Below are 21,460 nucleotides of genomic sequence, written 5' to 3'. Positions count from 1 at the left end.
GTAGAAGAGGAGAATTACAATGTTTGTACAATCTGCATTACACCAACTACAAGTTGCTGTTGATACTTCTATTCAAATGCTTAACCGATATAAAGAAGACGAATTAAAAATACAACCAATTCACTCGAAGCGATCATTATTTGAAATGTGTGCACATCTTTCTCTTATTTGCCATGCTGATTTACTCATTTTAAATGGTAGTACGGAAAAAGAGTTACGTACCTTTTATTTAGAACATACACCAGAAACAATTGCGTACATGCAACAAATAATGCTTGAAGGATACAACCTTCTCTCTAAAACATTTCTTTCCTATTCCCATGAAGAATTAGCGGCAGTTATGACTGCCTATTGGGGTGTTTCTTATTCTCGGTTTGAATGGTTACTTGAAATTGTTGCACACTTTTATCATCATCGTGGACAAATACATATTTTATTATGCGAGCACATTAAAGATCCTAACATACCTTTATTTCAATAAAGGTATGTTAGACGATATGAAACTTCTCTAAGGCAAATAAAATACCACCTTCACTCGCCTTCTTTGTAACAAAATCTGCTCTTGTTTTTAACTCTTCTCCGCCATTCCCCATCGCAATACCTAATTCTACATACTCTAACATCTCAATATCATTTCTACCGTCGCCAAAAGCAATGGCTTCTGATTTGCAAATGTTTAGGTGTTCTAATACCTTTTGAATTGCAGTTAATTTCGATACTTTACTATCTTCTAATACATTTATAACGTAATTATGAAAACGCTCGAATGTAAGCATAGGATATCTTTCAAGAAATTTTTGAGCTTCTATTTCATCTGCATACAGACATAAACAATAAATTTCTTCTAACAAATCCCTGCTTTTTTCTGGATACTTCTCTAAATTCAACGTCTCGCTAAGCGCTTGCATTACACGCTCATTATCCGAAGCTATTCCGTTCATTGCAAAATCCTCGGTAAAATAAGAAATACCGTGACCATGTAATTCTGCAAACTCTGAGATATCATGAACGATTTCACTTGAAAGTACTGATTTATGTAGAACCGTTTCCTCACACTTAATATGTGCACCATTTGCAGAAATAATTGTATGTATGCCCAGCTCTTTAAATTGCGAACATAAGCTATATGGTCTCCCTGTAGTAACAACTACGTGAATCCCTTTTTCTATTAATCTTTGTATTGCTTCTTTTGTGCTCTCATGCATACTTCTATCAATTTCGCTTAAAAGCGTACCGTCAACATCAAAAAATACTACTTTGTACATAGATCTTTACATCCCGTCCAAATGATTCGTATCATTAATGAAATGTACTGTTTTTTGTTCGCCATCAATTTCAATTAAGCTTATTCCCGTATCTCCCATTTTAAAATAATAGTCCATTGAAATGGGCATTTTGAAAAACGCACGTAATAGACTATTTATTACACCACCATGTGCAACAATTGCAATTCGGTCATATGTATTCTCCGTCACGATTTTAGAAAAGATGCCTTCTATTCTCATTCGAAACTCAATAAATGACTCCCCATTTTCAAATCGATCATGAAGAAACTTTGGCTCGGGATATTTCTTTGCTTCTTCAAATAAAAGACCTGCTTGCACTCCATTATTGAACTCCATTAATTCCTCTTCTAATTGAATTGGACACCCAATTCCCTCTGCTAACGTTTTACCAGTTTCACGAGCACGTTTTAATGTACTTGCCCAAATGAAATCTGGCGGGAAATCTGCTTTCACTTTCTGTACAAGTCTTTGCACCTGCTCTCTTCCCTTTTCTGTCAATTCAAAGTCAGCTCGTCCTTCATGTACGTTTAAAATATCAGCTTCTGATTCTCCGTGGCGTATTAGTAGTATTTGCATGTTTCTTCACTCCCCTATTTAATATTCGCAAAATTCCATTATATCATACTCTGAATTTTCTATAAAAAAATAGGTTGCTTTAACAATTGTTCAATCCCTTTTAGTTAAAGCGTAATTTCCCTTAATAATTCCATGCACTCTAGACTTATAACTCTTTCAAAAATGACGTACAAAAGAGTCCTATCCATACGTATAGGACTCTTTTATTTATTAAAATTCAGCTTGAGCTGTCTTCATCAATTGGGCTTTGTAAGATACAATTCCTTTTCCTTCTGTCGCACTTTTACGTTCACTTTTGAGTTCGATTGTTGCATCCTCACCGTTAATAACTAATATTCCAGTGCCTTTTGTACCGGTGTCATCTGTCCAAGCAAATATCCAAGTTGTTTCATTTTGTTTTGTAGCCTGCGTTTCGAACATACCGGTAAGTGTATTATTTAGGCGCTGTTCTACATGCAGCGTAGCTTTATCTACTTTCGGATTAGATTCAGTAGTTCCCCATGTTTGAATGAATACACTTACCTGATTTTCACTGTTACTATCAACAGGATCGAAGAACGCCTTTAGTGATTCTGATTGTTCCGTATTGTTTTTAGTACCATCATTTGGGTTATTTTCATCCGTTTGACTTACTCCTGCGTTGCTATCAGAACTTGGCATTGCTTGTTTTTCTCTCTCTTCCTCCATTACTTTTTCTGACGATCTTGTTAGGACAATTGGATAATCCCCTCTAGTAATGCGTATTTTATCATTACCAAGTTTTTCTATCTTAAATTCTAAAGCCGGTTCCTGATGAGTACCAGGATACATAAATGTATATTCCGGTTTCCCTGAAAGAACATTTTTTTGTATATTTGTAAACTTCACTACCGCTGTGTAGTCAGTTTCATATAAAGCCATTGCAGAAACTTCAATTATATTTTGACCTTTTTCAACTATCTTATAGAAATATGTTTTATCCTTTTCACTCTGCCACATTCCTTTTAGCCCTTTTGTTGCATCTGAGGCATAATCCTTAATTGTGATAGGTATCTTTCTGGTTAAATCTCCATTCTGCTTTTTATTTTTATAACTAACTTCAATATCTATACTTATTTTTGAAGGTGACTCGCTTGCAATGATATTCACTTGCCCGCTTTCGGTTATTTTCACCTTAGCAACATTTTCATCTTTTGATTTAACCGATAGAAATTCTTTTTCAGCCGCTCCTAAGTTTATCGTATTTTCTTTTGCTGTTCCTTCATCGTATAACCTTAAGGATAAATCAATGTTTTTTTCTTCACCAGGCTTCAGTGATACTTCATTGAGATTTGCAATAAGTTCCTTGGCTATTATACTTGCATCCGCTTTTTCTACATTCACATTTGCTTTTTGTTCTTCTTTCTTCGGTGCTGTTTGTTTCTTTTCAATTTGTTGTCGCTCTGTATTCGTTTTCCCCCCCTGTGATTGATACACAAAAAATGCAGACATACACACAATTATAATCCCTATAAAAATAATAATTCCCTTTTTCACAAATTCCCCTCAATTCTATAATCCTTAATAACTTCTCTTTCTTTTCTACTTTTCATAACTATTTTTATTTATAACTGACTAAGACATTTAAAATATATTACATATTATTAACATTCAAAACCATTATTTTGAATATTTTTAAATTTATGTAAAAAAATACAGACATAGATTAAAATCTTTGAAAAATATTACTTAAAAACAGATAGGAAACTACTTACAACTCTGTGCATCAAAACAATGAAAAAACTGTCTACTATTATTACACGAATCAAAAATTAAAAGAGAAATGGCATCCCATTTCTCTTTTTCACTCTTATTGTTCTTTTTCTGTATTATTTAAAGGCAGTTTCTTCGCTTGTTTTTCTTTAAAGATTTCTCCAATTGCCCCGAGAGTACCAAGTGTTTCAATTGCATTAGATGGAATAAAGACTTTATTTGCTGGCCCTTTCGCAACTTCAGCTAATGATTCAAATGATTTGTAAGCAAGTATACGTTCATCTAAATTCGCCTCGCGAAGTAATTCAATTCGATTTTGTTCTGCTTTTGCAATTTCCTCAATCGCTCTTGCTTCCCCTTGCGCTTCTAATTCTTTTGCTTCTTTAATACCTTCTGCTTCTCGAATACGTGCTTCTTTATCCCCTTCAGCCATTAAGATTTTACTTTGCTTTTCCCCTTCAGCACGAAGGACTTTATCTTGTTTTGCAGCTTCAGCTTCTAATATGATCGCACGTTTATTACGCTCTGCTTTCATTTGTTTTTCGATTTTATGCGAACGTAAACAGTTAGTGAAATGACATAAATGTTGTTATATCAACGATGATGTTCTATTTCCCTAACTTTATTAGGGAAATAGAACATCAAATTCTCAGCAATCATATTTTCAATGGTCATCCTAATTTGCCTATTCTTGAATTTTAAATTTAACCTGTATTAAACTCTAACAATTGTTCACGATTAATAAAGATGTTTCTTTATACAAACACCCCTGGAATATTTATATTTACACTTTTAGGCTACTAAGCAAACCCTCTTAGCTGTCCCCTCTTAAAACACTTATTTCAACTCACTTTCAAGTGTTAATATGCATATCATATAGTGGGACTCGGCATCCTACATTTCGTTAGGATACCCGCATATACTATTATGGGTGCATTCTGCATTAACACTGGGAGGTTCTTTTTTATGTCTCTTAATGACGAGGACAATTTTCTAGAAGACGATGATGAAGGAATTGAATTAAAAACAATCCCCATTTCAGAGTATGTAAAACTACGACGTGAACAACGAAAACAAGAACAACAAACATTTGAAGACAAACTAAAAGTCCTCAAAGAAAAAACAGCTAGATTAAAAAAAGAACTAGGATACTAATATTAAAATGCCTCCGAATAATTTAATTCGAAGGCATTTTTTCTTTTTATAAATCAATATTTTTTTCCATTGCCATAACATCTACAAATTCTCCGTCTAACTTACCTTGGTTTTTAAAAACTCCTACTTCACGATACCCCATAGAACGATATAAACCTTGCCCTAATGCATTAAAAGGAAACGTAAACAATACAATCTTATAAAAATCATTTTGTATAGCAACCTCTTCAATCTTTTGTAATAGTCGTTTTCCTATCCCTTTACCTCGTTGCTCTCGGTCAATATAAATAGATAAGTCAGCAACACCGTTATACGCACAACGATGAGAATAGGGATTTAAAGACACCCACCCTACAATTTGTCCTTCCATTTCCGCCACTAATACCGCATATCGTTCTCCGCGTTTTACGAACCACTCTTCCATATCATGAATGGTCTTTTCCTTTTCTTCTAATGTAGCAATTCGATCTTTTATTCCTTGGTTATAAATGCGTGTTATCGCTTCAATATCAGTACTTTGACACTTCCTTATCTCCATATTCATACCCCTTTTTCAAATTTATAAGAAAATTATAAAGGAAAATAGTTGCATTTTGCAAATATTATTGTATAGTATAACTATAGCAAAGGAGGAATTAGTAATGAACGATGCAAGAGAACTATTTCAAGTATTCGCAAGACGTTTTGGTTTTTTAAATAAAAACTGTTGTAGTATTGGTGGGGTAGAGATTTCACTTGTTCAAAGCCACATCTTATATGAAATTAGCAAACGTGATCAACCCTCTATGCAAACCGTATCAGAAACTCTAGGTATGGATATTACAACATTTAGCAGACAAATCCAAACACTTGTGAAAGGAAAATTTGTTACAAAAACGCCTTCTCCACAAGACCGAAGAATTTATACCTTGTCCCTAACCACAGAGGGAACATTTGCTGTTACTACAATCAATGAACAAATGAATCAATATTTAAATGAAGTGTTCTCAAAAATGAGTCCATTTGAAAAAGATATGATATTAAATTCTATTCAGTTGTTAAACAACGCAATGCAAGATACTGATGTTTGCTGTAAGCCACTTGCTTGAGCAAAGTATTTTGCTCTTTATTTTAAACCAATACTTGCAAAATGCAACTATTTTAAAAGGGGGAATTAACATGTGGGAAACCATTCTTCGCGATTTCTTTTCTATCGCACTTGAATTAACGCTCTTATTTGTTGGTATTTCGTTCTTTATTCAAGTCATTCAAAGCTTTTTGCCATACGACAAGCTAGACGTATTGCTCTCTAAATCAAACTTTCTATACAGTTCTTTCATTGCTATCGTATTTGCTTTTATTACACCATTTTGCTCTTGCTCAACGATTCCAATTGTTGTGAACTTATTGAACAAAAAAATTCGATTTGGAACAGTTATGGTATTTCTGTTCTCTTCACCAGTCCTTGATCCAACGATATTAACACTTATGACTGCAACGCTAGGTGTAAAAGTGACGCTTACATATACGGTCATTACATCCCTATTATCCATTATCATTGGCTACACACTTGAAAAATTAGGATTCGAAACAGAAGTCAAACAGGTAATTATGAGTGGATATGAAGAAAAAACACAATCATTTAGCTTAAAAAACGCTTTTGTTGAAGTGTTTCAATTAATGAAGACAGTATATCCTTACCTAATCTTTGGTGCACTAATTGGAGCTGTTATTCACGGAGCTGTACCTACTGAATGGATTACAAACTATTTAGGAGGTGATAATTGGTGGCTTGTTCCGATTGCTGCTATTATTGGTATCCCATTATATATTCGTCTTTCTACGATGATTCCAATCTCGCAAATCATGATTGCAAAAGGAATGGCATTAGGTCCAGTTATGGCATTAATGATTAGTTCTGCGGGTGCAAGTTTACCAGAGATAACATTGCTAAACAGTATTTTCAAAAAGAAATTAGTCGTAGCATTTATTCTTTCAGTAATGAGTATGGCAACACTTTCAGGATTTTTATTTTATTTCATATAAAACAGAGGAGGAATTACCATGAGTATCTTTAAAAAACTATTTCAGAGCAAAGAAAAAGATTGTTGCAGTATTAAAATTGAGGAAGTAAAAGAAGAAAAGAATGATTCAACTTCTAAAAACACTGATAATAAATCAAAGTGCTGTAAATAATAAATATATAATAAGAAAAACATCTGCCTATGCGTCAGATGTTTTTCTATTGCGTAATATCATTTCTTATATCATTACTCAATCATGTTTTAATTTACTTTTTTCCACACGAAAAAGAAAGGAATCCTGCTGTTTTGCACAACCACTTACAAAAAACTCAATTTCTCCCTGTTCAATTTCTTTCTTAATTATTTCTTTACAAACATCAGTCTCTACACTTTTATTTTCCCCAGCAAATTGATCGCTTAAATTGTCATAAGTATATTTCAAGGATTTTCCATCAAATTTCAAATCTTGAAATATCGGGTCTCCTTCATGTGTATAGTTTGTCACTCGTATCGTATCTTCTTTTTTGTTAGATAGATTCATTAAGAACTGTTCAAATCTTGCTAAATTAGCAACTTTGCTTTGTTGATACACAATGTCGCCTCTTTTTATTGCTTCCTTAGAACTATAGCCTTTACTATTTGAACAACCGAAGGTAGTAATAACAATCAAAAATAGAATCACAGTGAAGAACAATTTTTTCATTTTCTCCTCCAAACTGATTATTTAGGTTCATCCCCTTAACCTTTAATATATTCCAACATTCATCCTTCATTGCTTTAATTCTAAAATATAATTACATTTCCCTTTAGCTATTTTAAATAATGATTTAATAACATTACCTTATTAAAAAGATACGAACTGGATTACACACAAGTACTTTTATTGATTTATCAGCAAAAATAAAGACCAAATCGCATAATGATTTGGTCTTTATTTTTATATGATTACTTTTGCTTTAAAACAAAAGAACTATTTAATATTTAACAGCAGCTTTCTCCACCGTGGAAGACTAACCCTGATTCTTCGCCTTTTCCTTCAAAATCAATAGTCAGTTTATCTACTGTATCTACAATTTTTTTATCAATTGCGATCTCTACCCCATTAATTGTTTGTACAATATCATCTTCCTGTGCTGTAGCTAACGCCATTCCCCAACTCGGCCCGCAACATCCTGCACCTTCAAATGAAAAACGTAATGTGGATACACCGTGTTCTTTCATAACCTCTTCAATATATGCCTTTGCTCCATCTGTAATAATCATAGTATTCTCTCCTCTTCTTTTTTATTTTTACACTGTTAAGTGTTTCAAATTTTCATAGCCAACAATATCTTGTGCTTTCCAAGGAATCACCACATATTGTTCATTCGATTTTTTTTCAATTTCACGCATCCACTCTATTTCGGACATCGCTCTACCCTGTAAAATATGGTCTTTTGTGTTTGTTGCATATAAACTTTGATTAATAACCCACCAAGTTGGTGTAATACTCGCACGTTTTAAATCTTCTTGTAGACGACTCGCTTCAAATACAGGTGTAGCTTCTGCTAACGTAACAATCACAACTCCTGTTTCTTTCGGATTACGAAGACGTGGTAACAATTGCTGTACCGAAACTGGAACTTCACCCGTAGAACGTTCAATTTCCTTATGATATGAATGTGCCGCATCTAAAAGTAATAATGTATGTCCTGTTGGTGCTGTATCAATAACAACAATTTCATTATTTGCTTTTTCTACAATATTGGCAAACGCACGGAAGATTGCAATTTCTTCTGTACAAGGAGATCGTAAATCTTCTTCTAAATATGCTAAACCTTCTTCGCCTAACAACTCTCTTGACTGATTTAGAATCTCTTCTCGGTAATTTTCTACCTCGACCTTAGGATCAATACGACTTACAGATAGATTTCCATGTAGGGATTCATGGTGCATAACATGTTCTAAGTGAGCCGCTGGATCAGTAGTCGTTAAATGAACCTTGTGTCCCTTTTCTACCAAACCAACCGCGACTGTAGATGCGACCGTTGTTTTACCTACACCGCCTTTTCCCATTGTGAAAATCACCCGTTGTCCTGTTTGGTGTATATTCTCAATCAAGTCTTTTAAAGGTGTTGTTTTTATTTCTTTTTCTTCTAATGTACCTACATTAAAAGTAGCATTATCCATGAATAACTTGCGAAGATTTTCAATACCAGTGATATTAAATGGCGCTAAAGGAACCTCGTAAGTTATAATTTGTTTCAATTCATTTGGCATTTGTTCTAATGCCTTTGTTTGTCTCTCATAGAACGCTTTTGATACTTCATCCTCTTTCACATGATTTTGCATCATACCATTAATGAGTAACATTTGATTCTGTACACCAATGTCTCCAAGTTCTTTTGAGGCTCTTGCCGCTTCTTGTAATGGAGATATATCTGGTCGGGTTACTAACACCAACGTTGTTTGTTTCCCGCTAGATAGAGCGGTAACTGTTGCTTCATACAATTTTTTCTTCTCACCTAATCCAGCAAGTGGCCCAAGACAAGAAGCACCATGTGTACTTTCTTCTAAGAACCCACTCCATGCCGTTGGAAGTTGAAGAAGACGTAATGTATGACCTGTTGGTGCTGTATCGAAAATAATATGATCGTACTGTTCTGTTAGTTTTTTATTTGTTAATAACGATGAAAACTCGTCAAATGCAGCAATTTCTACAGTACATGCTCCTGATAGTTGTTCTTCCATTTGATTAATAACCGCTTCTGGAAGTTTTCCACGATACGGACCCACCACACGCTCTTTATACTCATTTGCCGCTGTTTCAGGGTCTAAATTTGCTACGAATAAATTGTTTACACTAGGAATTTCTACTGGATGATTCGTTAGTTCCATATTAAACACGTCTTGTAAGTTTGAAGCTGGGTCTGTACTTACAAGTAACACACGTTTTCCTTTATCAGCTAATGTAACTGCCGTTGCACATGCAGTTGATGTTTTCCCCACACCACCTTTTCCAGTAAAAAATAAAAATGGCGTAAATTCTATTGTCTGTGGATTATATAAACGAGTCATGTCCATACCTTCTTTCTCTTTACTTTTTCACGTTTAAACCTAAACGTACACGAGGCTTTTGACTTAACTCTTCTTCTGTTAATCCTGTTAATGTAACAAATTCATCATTTGATAAGTGTGTTTGTTCTTTCACTACTTCACCATCAACAAGAGTAACAGGAAGTACTTCAGGACCTTTTTCCATTAACAATTTACTAATCATTTCATTTGAAGCAAATGCATCTGGTTCACTTGCTAGGTTGTAACGTGTAATATCAAAACCTTTATTTTTTAAATTGTTAACAGCCACAGAAACTCGAATTAACTCAGGGTCTACACTTGGACCACAAACACCTGTTGAACAACACATTGCTGGATCATAAATTTCAATTTTTTTCATAGTTCTTTCCCCTCCTATATAAGAAGCCGAGAACGAATTCTCGGCTATGTTTTTGATTACTCACCTGTTTCTGCAAATTTCTTAATGCGTGCACTAATCTCGTCACGCACACGTTGAAACACTGACCAATCTTGTCCTGCTGGATCATCAAATCCCCAATGTTCATGTTTCACATGTGGAGGAATTGTTGGACATACATCTCTCGCATGTCCACACAATGTCACAACAAGGTCTGCTTTATTTAAAATGTCGAGGTCGATTATATCTGATGTTTGACCTGTAATATCAATATTTACTTCATTCATTGCTTTAATTGCATTTGGGTTCACACCATGTGCTTCAATTCCTGCAGAGTATACATTCCATGTATCTCCTAAGTATGTTTTTCCAAATCCTTCAGCAATTTGGCTACGGCAAGAGTTACCTGTACATAAGAAATAGATTGTTTTCTTTGTCATGTTTGTTCATCTCCTAATATTTCTGTTAGTTACAGCAGTTATCATCACAAGTAGTTGCACCTTGAGGTAGGTCTACATGACGAATCATATCTTGAACCAATTCATAGTATTCACTTTCTATATTTATGGAGTAATAAATCCATTGTCCACGTCTTTCTTCTTTTACAAGTCCCGCATCTTTTAGCTTGCGTACATGCTGACTAATAGAAGGTTGGCTCATTTTAAATATATCTACAAAGTTACAAACACAATATTCTTGTTCATATACCATTCGCATTATTGCTAATCGCGTTTTATCTCCTAGTAATTTCAGGATACTTGATACCTTTTCAATTTCTAATGTTGTTTTTTGCATATCTCAACCTCCTTTTCTACATCATAAGTATATAAGCATTTGCTTATATATTCAACCAAAAAGAACCCATTATTCACTAAAAAACGTTCTTATAAATTTATAAGAACGTTTTTATAAGGATTACCTTGACAATTCAATCCAATTAATTATTCTCAAAAAAAGGAGGGATGATTTTGAAATATATTTTATTATTCATTTTATTTTCTTTATATGCTTGTTTACTGTTCAGTTATTGTCGTATTAGGATTAATAACTTATATTTCAGTAGTTTATTCAAAGCAATGTATTACATTAGTATGTTATCCACATATTTTTTCATCCTCTATATTTATATCATTTATCAAAATCTAATATTTTTGGTTAGTTTCTTTTTATTGATATTTTTACACTTATTAATAACATTATATATAAAACTAAAATATTAATTACATGTTAGTAACATGTGCGATAACTAACCCTATCAAGGGTACTAGTGAGACAGCAGTAATTATGACTCTATAATTATTTCGAAACTTCTTGCTTTCTTCCTGTAATACTTTTAAGGTACTGTTGTAGATTTGTAGTACATTTCCAGAATTCCCATAATGTTTGAGTGCATCCTTTAAATATTTATTAATTAACAATTCAGCATTTTGATCTGCAAACTCCTCATCTTTCGTTTTTATAGCAGCAAAATAACCACCCAATGTTACTGATACTAAGCTCATGACTACCAAAAAAACATACAATACATCATACGAGAATCCTTGTATATAAATATAACCTAAGTAAAAAAGAGCATAAATTATACTTATACCTGCAAAAGTAAAAAATAAGTATTGAAATAATAATAACTTTTTAAACCAACTGGGATTATTAATATTATTAACCAAATGCCCTACCTCATGTGCGATTGTTTTATAATTACCTGGTTTACTTCCCTCACTATCCATATCTGTTAAATTGAAAACTGATGTATGTTTAAGGCTATATTTTAAATGACTTTGTTTATTAGTCTTACCAATTTTATATGTAGCACTATTTTGATATTGCTGCACTAATATATAATCCAAAAATTCTTTTCCCTTCATGGATAACTCCCTTTACCGTTTTTAAATAATTATATCTCTTCCCTCCGATTAATAATATAAAAATCCGAAAAAACATTAGTTTCATATTTTACAATATTCATCTCTCTGACTAAAAATTTCTTGTCCATTCAAAATACTTGAAAAACATATAATCAAACGCTAATATAAGCGTATACTTATATAAGTGAACAACAATATGTATCAAGGAGGAGAATAGAGTGGGGAAAGTCAGTAAGAATTTATCTTTTCTAGACCGCTATTTAACGTTGTGGATTTTCCTAGCTATGGCATTAGGTGTATTCATTGGCTATGTATCACCAAGTTTTGTTGATCACCTAAATTCTTTACAAGTAGGAACAACGTCTATTCCAATTGCAATCGGACTCATTATTATGATGTATCCACCACTAGCAAAAGTTCGCTACGAGGAAATGTGGCGCGTATTTAAGGACTGGAAAGTGCTATTATTATCTTTATTTCAAAACTGGGTCATTGGGCCGATTTTAATGTTTGTATTAGCAATCGTCTTTCTACAAGACTATCCAGAATATATGGTTGGTTTAATCATGATTGGTTTAGCACGTTGTATTGCTATGGTGATTGTGTGGAATGATCTCGCACAAGGTGACCGTGAATATACTGCAGGTCTTGTTGCCTTTAATTCCATTTTTCAAATTTTACTGTACTCTGTATACACATATGTATTCGTCACAGTATTACCGAGATGGTTAGGTATGGATAGCTTTGTTGTAGATATTTCAATGGGTGAAATCGCAAAAAGTGTTGGTATTTATTTAGGTATTCCATTTATTTCAGGTATGTTAACACGATTTATTTTTGTAAAAACAAAAGGACGCGAATGGTATGAATCGACGGTCGTCCCTCGTATTAGTCCATTAACTTTAATCGCTTTACTATTTACGATTGTAGTGATGTTCTCTATTAAAGGTGAAATGATTGTTCAGTTACCAATGGATGTTGTACGAATTGCAATCCCATTACTTATTTACTTTATCTTAATGTTCTTTGTTTCATTCTTCTTATCTAAGAAAATGGGAACAAGTTATCCTGTTGCTACTTCTTTATCATTTACAGCAGCAAGTAACAACTTTGAATTAGCTATCGCAGTTGCAGTTGGAGTATTTGGCATTCACTCAGGTGCAGCCTTCGCAGCAGTTATCGGCCCATTAGTAGAAGTTCCTGTATTAATTGCACTGGTTAACGTAGCTTTAAAATTAAGAGACAAGTTTTCGCATAGAAAATCATTATAATTTTATGTGGTACTAAAAAGAGAATTTATATAAAATTAAAACATTATATAAATAAACAATTAAGATAGATAAAGCGTTATTTTCTTTATCTATCTTTTTTACTACAATATAATTTCATTCGTTTTTTAGCAATTAAGTTTTTATTGAACCAATAAAAATTAAATAAAAGCAATGCAAATGCTGTTAAATGTTGTTAAATCTTCTTAAAGATATTATATAATATAAATAATAAGCTTTTAGGAGGTGAATATTTATGGCAGGAAATAATTCTTTAGATAAAAGCAATCTGACCGATCGTTTAGATCGACATCTCGACTGGATTAAAAGTTGTGATACTAAAGCATCTATTGTAATTGCAGTACTTGGTGTATTTCTTACAATATTTACATCAGAGAATTCTATTAAAATGTTAAAACAGATTCTTTCACAACCCCTTCAACACATTAATTTTGCAAATCTTTTATATCTATTATTATTTGTTATTTCGTGGGTTATTTTTATATATGGAGTTTATTGCTTAGTTAGAGTGCTGGTTCCTCGATTAAGTAAAGATACACTAGCATATGAAGGCATTTATAATGATTCACTTTATTTTTTCGAAAGTATAGCTAAAAATAACTTTAGAGAATTTAAAGATAAAATGAATAACTCTCAAGACGATGACGAAATAACAGATATTTTGTCACAAATTTATGTAAACGCCAAAATTTGTACAATTAAGTATTCTTATTACAGTAAAGGTATTAAATGTGCTGCTCTTGGAATTGGAGGCGTACTAATTTTATATGTAATGGGAATGATTTTAGTGATGCTAGGGGGATTTAAGTAATGGATTTCAAAGATTATGACTATAAGGAACGTAAGAAAAAAGTAGAAGAAATTCTTGATAATACAGATAAAGTTAATGAAGTAGATAAATTCCCACGAGATGAAGATTTCACCTATACTAATGGTTATAAAGCTTGGGCTGGTGCTATTTTTGTAGATTTAAGAGATTCAACGACTCTGTTTTCAGGAGAAAATGATGTAGATATAGCGAAAGTAATACGAGGATTTACTTCTGAAATTATAGAAATTTTAAGAAAAGATACGGATAATGATTTAAAAGAAATTGGAATACGCGGAGACTGTGTATATGCGGTATATTCAACACCGCTTCAAAAAGATCTTTATGATATTGCAAATCGAGCTTTTCATATAAATACTTATATGAAAATGTTGAATAAACTACTAGAGGAAAGAAGCCTTCCTACGATAAAAGCAGGGATTGGTTTAGCAACAAATAAAACTTTAGCTGTTAAAGCAGGTAGAAAATCCTCTGCAATTAATAACTTAGTTTGGATTGGTGAATCTGTAACGATAGCCGCTAAATTGTCTGATTTAGGTAATAAAAATGGAATTGGTGCAATTGTAATGTCTAGTACGTTTTATTCAAACTACATAGAAGTCCAAAAAAAATTACAACCCAATGACGGTGTGGAGAACTGGTGGACAAGAGTATACGATAGTTCTTATGGAACGTATTATCATGGCAAACCAGTCAAAACACATTTTAATAAATGGATTGATGATGGAATGAAGGACTGAATGTATGATTAATTTGTTAATTATACTTTTCAACATTACAAAAATAAAAGAGCTTAGAAGTTCTAAGCTCTTTTGTTTTTTATTCTGTTAGCAGTTTCTTCTTTAAAAACCATAATCGTCTGCAATAGAACCTGAATTGCTTTCTTTTAATGGAACTACTTTCATTTCCTCTTTTTTTGTTTCATTATCATTAAAATTATAAAGAAGAGTCATATCACCAGCAAACATAGACATTAATACATCCTTCACAACAGGGTCAGCCGTTTTTCCCATGTTCATAACATTGACAAGAGAGTTTTTATGCGATTTGCTATGATGAAAAAGTGTTATTATCCCCTTTTGCAGTTGTTCGATTTCCTCTTGAAGTTTACGTTTTTCTTTTAAAAGTTCTATATTTTCTTTGTTTAATTCTTTGATTGATTTTCTGTCTTTCTCCATTAAACGCATAATTTTTTTTGCTAATTGTTGTGGGTTAGTATGATGATCATCTACTAATTTTGCGATATCAACAAAATCCTTTCCAAAACTACCATCAACCACTTCAATTAATGTCTTATTTTTCATTTCGTCGATTAGTTCTTTTCCTCGATATGGAGAACCTCGATATTCCTTTGACCAAAAATCCTGTGAATATCCTTTAAAAGGGACACCATTTGCCCTTATTTTCTTATCTTTTACCAATTGTTTATTTAATTGAAACACACTGTTATATGTTAGCTTTAAATGGTTACCATTTAACTCCTTTAATCGTAATTGAATAATTTCATGTAACTCTTGTTCATCGAATACTATTGGTTTTCCAGCCATTTTTCTTCCTCTTTCTCAATTAAATTACTTACTTCTAATACGTCTTCATTTGACTTTAATGCTACAAATAACTGCTGTATTAAAGCATTTAATTCGTTTGCTTGTTCATTTATTTTTCTTTCTGTATGTGGTCTTATATCAACTTCTTTACCAAAGCTCTCTAATTTAAGTTCTTGATGCATTTGATAAATAAAAGCTGCCTTTTCTTTAATTTTTTCTACAGAAGGTTTAATGGTTTCTTGACGTATTATCTCTTTTTGTTTTTCAATATTTTCCCGCTTTGGTTCCACCCACCATTTGGAGCAAAACACACAGTGTCTAGAATGTTCACAAGGCATTGATAAATCTGTACAGTGACCTAAATCCATTTCAACACATTCATTTAAGGGAACTGGAGGAGAAACTGGCATATTGTTTATCTTTTCTCTTATTACGATATCTTCAAAATCTAATCCTTTTATACCATCTTTCGATAGTTTATAAATTTCTGTATCCACATAGAACCCGATATTTTGTTGATAATGATATTGTGCTTTTAATGTTGTATGTCCACCCAGTCTCGCAATTTCTATTGGTGATATACCTTGCAAAAGTAATGAAGTAAACGTAATGTGCCGAGTATCATTTAAATTTACTTTCTTTTCTACTGTTAATTTATATTTTTTGAACACTATATCTTCATAAAATCTTCCTACTAACGTAGATAAAGCTTGCCAATTAAAAATTTCATGGTATATTTTATTTTCTCTGCCTGTTAGTTTAAATTTTTTAGCAGCGAATACAATAGAAGGGTAAGAAATAAGTGTTTTGGTTTTTCCATAGCCTACTGTTAAATTGATATAATTATTAATTAGTTCGTACATTTCCTTATCTATTTCTAACGTATCAGTTACACCTAACGTCTTTTTTTCAAAATTAGGATTTCTTTTTCTACGAGGTAGTCGTAAAAAGAAGCGATTCCCATCACGATTGATACAATCTCTTTTTATATTACAAAACTCTATAGGCCGCATAGGTATAATATTTGTTATTTTCCACCACAACTTCACTGGAAGGAAAAACAAAAGCTCTTCTTTTGATAAATCCTCTTTAAAATATTTTTCTATACAATTAGCCAATTTAAAAACGTCTATTGCTCTAGGAAGTTCCCTGACTCTCGTTTCGGCGGAAAGACTGTTTTTTAAAGAAATAAATAGGTTCTTATATTTCTGTAACTGCTCTATTTCACAGAAGTCAAGAAAAAACAACCAACTTGTCACCTTACTTCTCTTAGTTTTAGAAACTTCAGCTAAATCACGAATTCTTTCTTCCACCACATCAGGTGAGTCTTTAAAATAATTTGTAATTTGTAAAAAAACCAAAATATTAGCATATATACCACGAATGTGTTTAATTGAAAATTGTCTACTCAAATTAAGAATCCAACACTTAACGATAAGTACAAAATCCTCTGAAATATGACTTTGAAATTTAATCATATTCTGTAATCTTTCAAAATTAAAGTGAGCTCTTGCAGCTCTTTCTTCCATCAACCAAATCCATTTCTCGCTTTCAAAATCCCCCTGTAAAACAATACCTTCTTCAACTAAACTTTCATAAATAATTATTGCTTCTTCTATACTTTTCTTCAAATCAAAACGTTCATCTGAGAAACTATCAAAGTCTATTTCATACTCAAAAAAATCAAATTCTATATCTTGCATATGTCTCACTTCCTTTTACTTGATAAGGTCATAAAACGAGAATCTATTTCTTTTGGATATGGTACTTGATTGACAAGTGCACGAAATTCTTCTGCGTTTGGTTTTATAAAATCATAAACTATTTCTTTTCCGAATTCTTTTATCGCTTCTGATAATAGCTTCAATTCCAAATGAATAAGATTCGATTTTTTTAATTTCATCCCTGTTCTTGTTTCATTCACATAATCCTTGATTCTTGCAACAATACTTTCCCCAAGTGAACTTAATGCATAAAAGGTTGGAATAGCATAAGGACAATGAAAGCAGTTTTCTAGATGAGTATTTTTACAACCAGATTTTCCAAACAAACAGTGCACATTCTCATTTCGACTTGGTAATTGTTCTGTATACAATAAATGTAATTCTCTCGTTGCTTCTTCTAATGTTTTCCCTCTAATATAATCGACTACTGATTTTTGCTTCTCATCAAACTCATTCATAAATCCTGCGGTTGATTCAATTTTAAATATGTCACCAAATTTTTGAGTTAATTCTATAATTTCATTTGTTCTTTTTTCTCTATTTGATGATTTCCCCAATACTTTCTCAAGAAAAAGATCAGGAATAAATCCGAATTCTCCTCTTTGAAACAGTTGTTTAGTTAAAAAATGAAATTCTTCTTTCGGAATATGAACATAATGTTTAATTGTTTCTACATCCTTATGTCTTCTCATTAATTTCACCAATGTTGCCGATTTTTCACCTTTCTCTTGTTGTGCAAGGAGAATATAAATAATTGTCATTAGTGTTTCATTCATTTTTCTTGATGAAAAAGAAAAATTATCTTTATGTTTAAAATTAGAAAAAAACACTTTATGATGTCGATCAGTAAACATATTATATTTCGTATTAAAGTTTATTAGAAAAGGATGATTAGAACCTTGTTGTTGATAATAAGATTCCAACAATAAAACAACTGTAGCAAATGCTTCTGCTAAATCGTCAGAACAAATAAAATATCCTTTTACTTGTGTCTTAGAAATAAGTAATTCTTGTTGTCGCACTCGATTTACAATTAAACGTGCCGTTTGGAAATCAACTCTATAATTAATCATGTCCTGGACGCTAGGAATATATATATTCGTCAAATCTATTCGTTTAAATGATGTGACGTCTCCATGCCTCCATGCGTTATTTAAATGAATGATTACATACAACCATGTTGAAGCATATGTACTATCATTTTCTTCAATCAACATACGAACACTTTTTTCCAAATGAATATCAAATTCATTTACATACTCTTTTAAATCCTTATATATATCGTATTTGTATATTTCTTGTTCCCCTTCACTCAAGGGGTCTTTTTTCTTTTGTTTTGGTATGTTGATTTTATTTATATTGAATGATTTTTTCGCATACCCATCTTCAACTACATCATAATTCACCTTTTCTAAAAACTTACACAAGATAGCTCTTCTTGGGGTCGAATCACTCATACTATGATTCATAAATAAATTAATATCATTCGAAGTAAGAGCATAAATTTCTGTCACTTCATTCTCCTTTAGGAGTTTAATAATAAGTTGCGTTACTTTTACGAAATTTTTAATTTTGCTATTCATTGTTTTTTCTGCGGCATGAGAGGAATGTAGTATTTCAAAAACATGTGTAAACCATTTTTCTTTTGTATATTTTGTTTGCTCCCCAAATGATATTTTTAACAGTTTCAGCCTATACTTAAAATTTTCATAGTGGCTTTCTAGCGAAGTATTTTCTAATTGCTGTTCTACTTGACGTTGTTCTCTTCGTTTCTCAACATCTTGTTTTAAAAAGGCATGTTCAATGGTTGATAACCCCTTATAACGAGCATATCTTGGAATTTTATGTCGCTCCAACGAACAGGGGGATTCTAAAGCACTCCTTGAACCAAGAATTTCTAAAGTTTCTGCATTAGTATAGTGTCTATTCCAAAATTCCTCTTGTTTTTGAACATAATACTGTACGTCTTTTTTTAAATAAAAAACAGCTCGATTAGTGGGGTTTATTGAATTAATACGGTATTCTTTTAACATTCTTCTAAATTGCGGTTCTGTCATATTCAACAACTGTAATGTTTTCTCTTTTGTTAAAGTAACTCTTGATCCAGATAATTTCTCTTCTTCCTGTTTTCTTATTATTTCTTCCTTTATTTGATTAAAATCTTCATTCCGATAGAAAAAAACCCTTCCATTAATCTGAATAGGAGTAATATTGCACCTTGCTTCAATATAAAGTAACGCACTCGTACTTATTTTAGGAAATTTTTTCATTAGCTCTAATCTTGTTTTGTGATGTTCTAAAAATTGATGAAGGATTTCTTTTCTTATAAATCTTCTGTGATTTCTAATAGAAGCAATTGTATAATTAATGGTCTTTATGGGTAATCCTAAATTACTAAAAATTGCATCTATTTTATCTCCTTTCGCACTTTTTATCCCTAGCAATTGGGTTGCTTCTTTAAGATTATAATGATTTTGAATAATGTCGTTTTCTTCCTCTATAAATGCTTCTAAACTATTTAATTCTATTTTTCTACCTTTATATTTCACTAAACCTTTTACAACTAAACTTCGAAGTTGATCTCTAGACTTTTTATTTTGAATATGCTTATATTTTGGATTCGTTAGCAATTCTTTTATTTTGATGTAGTCTCTCTCCATTATTCCACTCCTTTTCAATCCTCTACATAGATTTCAACTAGAGACAAATTATTGATTGCGTCTGATAGTTCCTCTTTGATTGTTAATTGATCTACATATGACATTACTGCATCTAATGTGCTATCACCACGGGCCGCAGCTACTTGAGCTGGAGACAATTTTGTTTTTGTAAATAATAAATTAGTAAATACTCCTCTACCTATATGTGTAGACCAACTGGAGTCTTTAAGTAATAGATAATCACCATATCGGCTAGGATTTTGTTTAAGTAATGCTATAAAATGTTTTTTAATGTCATTAAACCATTTTGAATACACTTCACCTGTCATTGGAGCTCCTTCTTTATTAATAAAGAGTGCCTTTTTATGTCTATTCTTTACTTTTAACAATTGTTTCATATGATCTTCAAATAGTAATTCAAATAAAGGATTATAAAATAGTGGTTGTTTACGTTCTTTCTTTACCTGTGAATGTGCAGTATTTACATTCCCAAATAATAAGTCTTGTCTATCAAACACATCCAGTGTCACCGATTTACTTTCTCGATGTACAGCATCAATCGTTAGATTAACTACTTCTCCCCTTCTCAAACCGCCAAACATTTGCATATAGATGCCTAATACCATAGATGGATACATTATTTTAGCTAATTGCAGGAACTCATTTATCAATCTATCATTTAAATGTGTTAAAGTATTACTTGGTTTTTTATTTTTTGGCGGATAAACAGTACTAAATGCAGGATGGCGGAAAGGTGACTCTAATGTTTGCTTATTTGAACCTTTTATGAGTTTTCTCTCTAATTCAAATTCAGGTTCAATTATGCCTTGCTTTATCAGATATTCATAAAAAGCAGTTAAAATAAGTTCTCTCTTTTCCACTGTCTCTCTTCTATTTTTTCTCTCTACAGAAAGACTGGTTATAAATCTACTTCCATGGATATATTTCAATCCATATAATCCCTTATCTCTTAAAGAAAGAAATGTTTTATCCTCCTCTTTTACTTTATCTCCTATAAAATTTAAAAATATACATATAGTAGTTGCTACATCCTTTTGATAGTTAAATGACTTCCCTCTATACTCATACATGGTTTTAATAAAATCTGTTACAGGACTAGGGTATTTTCTTCCTGTTTCTTTACTTTCTATCATTATAGTAATGACTCTTTCATATCCCCCTTCTCCATTAATAGAAGGTATATTATCTTCTTGAACCTTATATCTCATTTTTCTTCCTCCCCCATAAAACGAAAAAAAGCAACTCCTCTTCCATAGGGTTACTTGTTATATCACTAATTCTATTATTCTTTAGGAAATTACAAAACCCTTCATATATCAA

General features: G+C 32.1%; 23 protein-coding genes and 1 pseudogene. 8 read left to right on the top strand and 16 right to left on the bottom strand.

Annotation, left to right across the window (positions count from 1 at the left end):
* Window positions 1-19 precede the first annotated feature (19 nt).
* Window positions 20-481, top strand: a complete 462-nt coding sequence (locus PQF83_RS04915; RefSeq protein WP_000498029.1) for a DinB family protein — start codon at window positions 20-22, stop codon at window positions 479-481.
* 7 nt (window positions 482-488) lie between these two features.
* Here PQF83_RS04915 and PQF83_RS04910 read toward each other — a convergent pair whose 3' ends face one another.
* The 4 genes and pseudogenes from PQF83_RS04910 to PQF83_RS04895 form a co-directional block, all read right to left on the bottom strand.
* Window positions 489-1,265: a Cof-type HAD-IIB family hydrolase gene (locus tag PQF83_RS04910; RefSeq protein ID WP_000278955.1), complete on the bottom strand. Its 777-nt coding sequence runs from the start codon at window positions 1,263-1,265 to the stop codon at window positions 489-491.
* A 6-nt stretch (window positions 1,266-1,271) separates the two neighbouring features.
* Window positions 1,272-1,862: a histidine phosphatase family protein gene (locus PQF83_RS04905; protein WP_001166460.1), complete on the bottom strand. Its 591-nt coding sequence runs from the start codon at window positions 1,860-1,862 to the stop codon at window positions 1,272-1,274.
* 210 nt (window positions 1,863-2,072) lie between these two features.
* A complete protein-coding gene (locus tag PQF83_RS04900; RefSeq protein WP_000715294.1) occupies window positions 2,073-3,377 on the bottom strand; it encodes a hypothetical protein in 1,305 nt (434 codons plus the stop codon).
* 313 nt (window positions 3,378-3,690) lie between these two features.
* Window positions 3,691-4,140: pseudogene (locus PQF83_RS04895) on the bottom strand (SPFH domain-containing protein); the annotation flags it as partial.
* 419 nt (window positions 4,141-4,559) lie between these two features.
* Between PQF83_RS04895 and PQF83_RS04890 the strand changes: the two are divergent.
* Window positions 4,560-4,748: a hypothetical protein gene (locus tag PQF83_RS04890; protein ID WP_048540294.1), complete on the top strand. Its 189-nt coding sequence runs from the start codon at window positions 4,560-4,562 to the stop codon at window positions 4,746-4,748.
* 46 nt (window positions 4,749-4,794) lie between these two features.
* Here PQF83_RS04890 and PQF83_RS04885 read toward each other — a convergent pair whose 3' ends face one another.
* Window positions 4,795-5,292 carry an arsinothricin resistance N-acetyltransferase ArsN1 family A gene (locus tag PQF83_RS04885; RefSeq protein ID WP_048540292.1) on the bottom strand — a complete coding sequence of 166 codons (498 nt, stop codon included), beginning with the start codon at window positions 5,290-5,292 and terminating at the stop codon, window positions 4,795-4,797.
* A 97-nt stretch (window positions 5,293-5,389) separates the two neighbouring features.
* On the opposite strand from PQF83_RS04885, the gene PQF83_RS04880 reads away from it, so the two are divergent.
* The 3 genes from PQF83_RS04880 to PQF83_RS04870 all read left to right on the top strand — a co-directional run bounded on the left by PQF83_RS04880 (window position 5,390) and on the right by PQF83_RS04870 (window position 6,923).
* Window positions 5,390-5,836, top strand: coding sequence for a MarR family winged helix-turn-helix transcriptional regulator (locus tag PQF83_RS04880; RefSeq protein WP_048540290.1), 447 nt, complete (start codon window positions 5,390-5,392; stop codon window positions 5,834-5,836).
* Between the two features lie 70 nt (window positions 5,837-5,906).
* Entirely contained in the window at window positions 5,907-6,773 is an 867-nt protein-coding gene (locus PQF83_RS04875; RefSeq protein WP_048540287.1) for a permease, read from the top strand.
* Between the two features lie 18 nt (window positions 6,774-6,791).
* A complete protein-coding gene (locus tag PQF83_RS04870; RefSeq protein ID WP_095209521.1) occupies window positions 6,792-6,923 on the top strand; it encodes a hypothetical protein in 132 nt (43 codons plus the stop codon).
* Between the two features lie 78 nt (window positions 6,924-7,001).
* On the opposite strand, the gene PQF83_RS04865 is transcribed toward PQF83_RS04870, so the two are convergent.
* The 7 genes from PQF83_RS04865 to PQF83_RS04835 all read right to left on the bottom strand — a co-directional run bounded on the left by PQF83_RS04865 (window position 7,002) and on the right by PQF83_RS04835 (window position 12,070).
* A complete protein-coding gene (locus tag PQF83_RS04865; RefSeq protein ID WP_048540285.1) occupies window positions 7,002-7,454 on the bottom strand; it encodes a DUF4362 domain-containing protein in 453 nt (150 codons plus the stop codon).
* Between the two features lie 278 nt (window positions 7,455-7,732).
* A complete protein-coding gene (locus tag PQF83_RS04860) occupies window positions 7,733-8,014 on the bottom strand; it encodes a HesB/IscA family protein (protein WP_048540283.1) in 282 nt (93 codons plus the stop codon).
* Window positions 8,015-8,041: 27 nt separating this feature from the next.
* Entirely contained in the window at window positions 8,042-9,808 is a 1,767-nt protein-coding gene (arsA, locus tag PQF83_RS04855) for an arsenical pump-driving ATPase (protein ID WP_048540300.1), read from the bottom strand.
* A 19-nt stretch (window positions 9,809-9,827) separates the two neighbouring features.
* Window positions 9,828-10,187 (bottom strand): arsenite efflux transporter metallochaperone ArsD, encoded by a 360-nt coding sequence (arsD, locus tag PQF83_RS04850; RefSeq protein WP_048540281.1) that lies wholly within the window; start codon window positions 10,185-10,187, stop codon window positions 9,828-9,830.
* A gap of 56 nt (window positions 10,188-10,243) precedes the next feature.
* On the bottom strand, window positions 10,244-10,645 hold the full coding sequence (gene arsC / locus PQF83_RS04845; protein WP_048540279.1) for an arsenate reductase (thioredoxin): 402 nt from the start codon (window positions 10,643-10,645) through the stop codon (window positions 10,244-10,246).
* 25 nt (window positions 10,646-10,670) lie between these two features.
* The gene (locus PQF83_RS04840; protein WP_048540277.1) at window positions 10,671-11,000 is read right to left on the bottom strand and encodes an ArsR/SmtB family transcription factor; all 330 of its coding nucleotides are present in this window, start codon (window positions 10,998-11,000) and stop codon (window positions 10,671-10,673) included.
* 425 nt (window positions 11,001-11,425) lie between these two features.
* Window positions 11,426-12,070, bottom strand: coding sequence for a hypothetical protein (locus PQF83_RS04835; RefSeq protein WP_048540273.1), 645 nt, complete (start codon window positions 12,068-12,070; stop codon window positions 11,426-11,428).
* A 218-nt stretch (window positions 12,071-12,288) separates the two neighbouring features.
* Here PQF83_RS04835 and arsB point away from each other — a divergent pair, with 218 nt between their 5' ends.
* The 3 genes from arsB (at window position 12,289) to PQF83_RS04820 (ending at window position 14,928) form a co-directional block, all read left to right on the top strand.
* Complete coding sequence (gene arsB / locus PQF83_RS04830) at window positions 12,289-13,341, top strand: ACR3 family arsenite efflux transporter (RefSeq protein WP_048540272.1); 1,053 nt, start codon at window positions 12,289-12,291, stop codon at window positions 13,339-13,341.
* Between the two features lie 253 nt (window positions 13,342-13,594).
* Window positions 13,595-14,170: a Pycsar system effector family protein gene (locus tag PQF83_RS04825; protein ID WP_048540270.1), complete on the top strand. Its 576-nt coding sequence runs from the start codon at window positions 13,595-13,597 to the stop codon at window positions 14,168-14,170.
* On the top strand, window positions 14,170-14,928 hold the full coding sequence (locus tag PQF83_RS04820) for an adenylate/guanylate cyclase domain-containing protein (protein ID WP_048540268.1): 759 nt from the start codon (window positions 14,170-14,172) through the stop codon (window positions 14,926-14,928). The genes PQF83_RS04825 and PQF83_RS04820 overlap by 1 nt, the downstream gene beginning before the upstream one ends.
* A gap of 102 nt (window positions 14,929-15,030) precedes the next feature.
* Here PQF83_RS04820 and PQF83_RS04815 read toward each other — a convergent pair whose 3' ends face one another.
* The 4 genes from PQF83_RS04815 to PQF83_RS04800 are packed head-to-tail and all read right to left on the bottom strand — an operon-like array spanning window position 15,031 to window position 21,348.
* A complete protein-coding gene (locus PQF83_RS04815; RefSeq protein ID WP_048540266.1) occupies window positions 15,031-15,735 on the bottom strand; it encodes a hypothetical protein in 705 nt (234 codons plus the stop codon).
* Window positions 15,717-17,438, bottom strand: a complete 1,722-nt coding sequence (locus PQF83_RS04810) for a site-specific integrase (RefSeq protein ID WP_073531289.1) — start codon at window positions 17,436-17,438, stop codon at window positions 15,717-15,719. Before PQF83_RS04810 ends, PQF83_RS04815 begins: the two co-directional genes overlap by 19 nt.
* 5 nt (window positions 17,439-17,443) lie before the next feature.
* On the bottom strand, window positions 17,444-20,119 hold the full coding sequence (locus PQF83_RS04805; protein WP_048540260.1) for a hypothetical protein: 2,676 nt from the start codon (window positions 20,117-20,119) through the stop codon (window positions 17,444-17,446).
* 14 nt (window positions 20,120-20,133) lie between these two features.
* Window positions 20,134-21,348 carry a tyrosine-type recombinase/integrase gene (locus PQF83_RS04800; protein WP_048540258.1) on the bottom strand — a complete coding sequence of 405 codons (1,215 nt, stop codon included), beginning with the start codon at window positions 21,346-21,348 and terminating at the stop codon, window positions 20,134-20,136.
* Window positions 21,349-21,460 lie beyond the last annotated feature (112 nt).

This window comes from Bacillus sp. FF-1 (assembly GCF_028548245.1).
Classification (GTDB): Bacteria; Bacillota; Bacilli; order Bacillales; family Bacillaceae_G; genus Bacillus_A; species Bacillus_A paranthracis.
The sequence above is the reverse complement of the archived record's forward strand: the minus strand, read 5'-3'. Positions and strand labels throughout refer to the sequence as shown.

Excerpts from the sequence above, each read along its gene's own strand:
- PQF83_RS04805 (WP_048540260.1), bottom strand. The coding sequence starts at position 20,119 with ATGGAGAGAGACTACATCAAAATAAAAGAATTGCTAACGAATCCAAAA.
- PQF83_RS04915 (WP_000498029.1), top strand. The coding sequence starts at position 20 with ATGTTTGTACAATCTGCATTACACCAACTACAAGTTGCTGTTGATACT.
- PQF83_RS04825 (WP_048540270.1), top strand. The coding sequence starts at position 13,595 with ATGGCAGGAAATAATTCTTTAGATAAAAGCAATCTGACCGATCGTTTA.
- PQF83_RS04865 (WP_048540285.1), bottom strand. The coding sequence starts at position 7,454 with ATGAAAAAATTGTTCTTCACTGTGATTCTATTTTTGATTGTTATTACT.
- PQF83_RS04815 (WP_048540266.1), bottom strand. The coding sequence starts at position 15,735 with ATGGCTGGAAAACCAATAGTATTCGATGAACAAGAGTTACATGAAATT.
- PQF83_RS04835 (WP_048540273.1), bottom strand. The coding sequence starts at position 12,070 with ATGAAGGGAAAAGAATTTTTGGATTATATATTAGTGCAGCAATATCAA.
- PQF83_RS04905 (WP_001166460.1), bottom strand. The coding sequence starts at position 1,862 with ATGCAAATACTACTAATACGCCACGGAGAATCAGAAGCTGATATTTTA.
- arsD (WP_048540281.1), bottom strand. The coding sequence starts at position 10,187 with ATGAAAAAAATTGAAATTTATGATCCAGCAATGTGTTGTTCAACAGGT.
- arsA (WP_048540300.1), bottom strand. The coding sequence starts at position 9,808 with ATGACTCGTTTATATAATCCACAGACAATAGAATTTACGCCATTTTTA.
- PQF83_RS04885 (WP_048540292.1), bottom strand. The coding sequence starts at position 5,292 with ATGAATATGGAGATAAGGAAGTGTCAAAGTACTGATATTGAAGCGATA.
- PQF83_RS04840 (WP_048540277.1), bottom strand. The coding sequence starts at position 11,000 with ATGCAAAAAACAACATTAGAAATTGAAAAGGTATCAAGTATCCTGAAA.
- PQF83_RS04810 (WP_073531289.1), bottom strand. The coding sequence starts at position 17,438 with ATGCAAGATATAGAATTTGATTTTTTTGAGTATGAAATAGACTTTGAT.
- PQF83_RS04875 (WP_048540287.1), top strand. The coding sequence starts at position 5,907 with ATGTGGGAAACCATTCTTCGCGATTTCTTTTCTATCGCACTTGAATTA.
- arsC (WP_048540279.1), bottom strand. The coding sequence starts at position 10,645 with ATGACAAAGAAAACAATCTATTTCTTATGTACAGGTAACTCTTGCCGT.
- PQF83_RS04800 (WP_048540258.1), bottom strand. The coding sequence starts at position 21,348 with ATGAGATATAAGGTTCAAGAAGATAATATACCTTCTATTAATGGAGAA.
- PQF83_RS04870 (WP_095209521.1), top strand. The coding sequence starts at position 6,792 with ATGAGTATCTTTAAAAAACTATTTCAGAGCAAAGAAAAAGATTGTTGC.
- PQF83_RS04890 (WP_048540294.1), top strand. The coding sequence starts at position 4,560 with ATGTCTCTTAATGACGAGGACAATTTTCTAGAAGACGATGATGAAGGA.
- PQF83_RS04910 (WP_000278955.1), bottom strand. The coding sequence starts at position 1,265 with ATGTACAAAGTAGTATTTTTTGATGTTGACGGTACGCTTTTAAGCGAA.
- PQF83_RS04820 (WP_048540268.1), top strand. The coding sequence starts at position 14,170 with ATGGATTTCAAAGATTATGACTATAAGGAACGTAAGAAAAAAGTAGAA.
- PQF83_RS04880 (WP_048540290.1), top strand. The coding sequence starts at position 5,390 with ATGAACGATGCAAGAGAACTATTTCAAGTATTCGCAAGACGTTTTGGT.
- PQF83_RS04860 (WP_048540283.1), bottom strand. The coding sequence starts at position 8,014 with ATGATTATTACAGATGGAGCAAAGGCATATATTGAAGAGGTTATGAAA.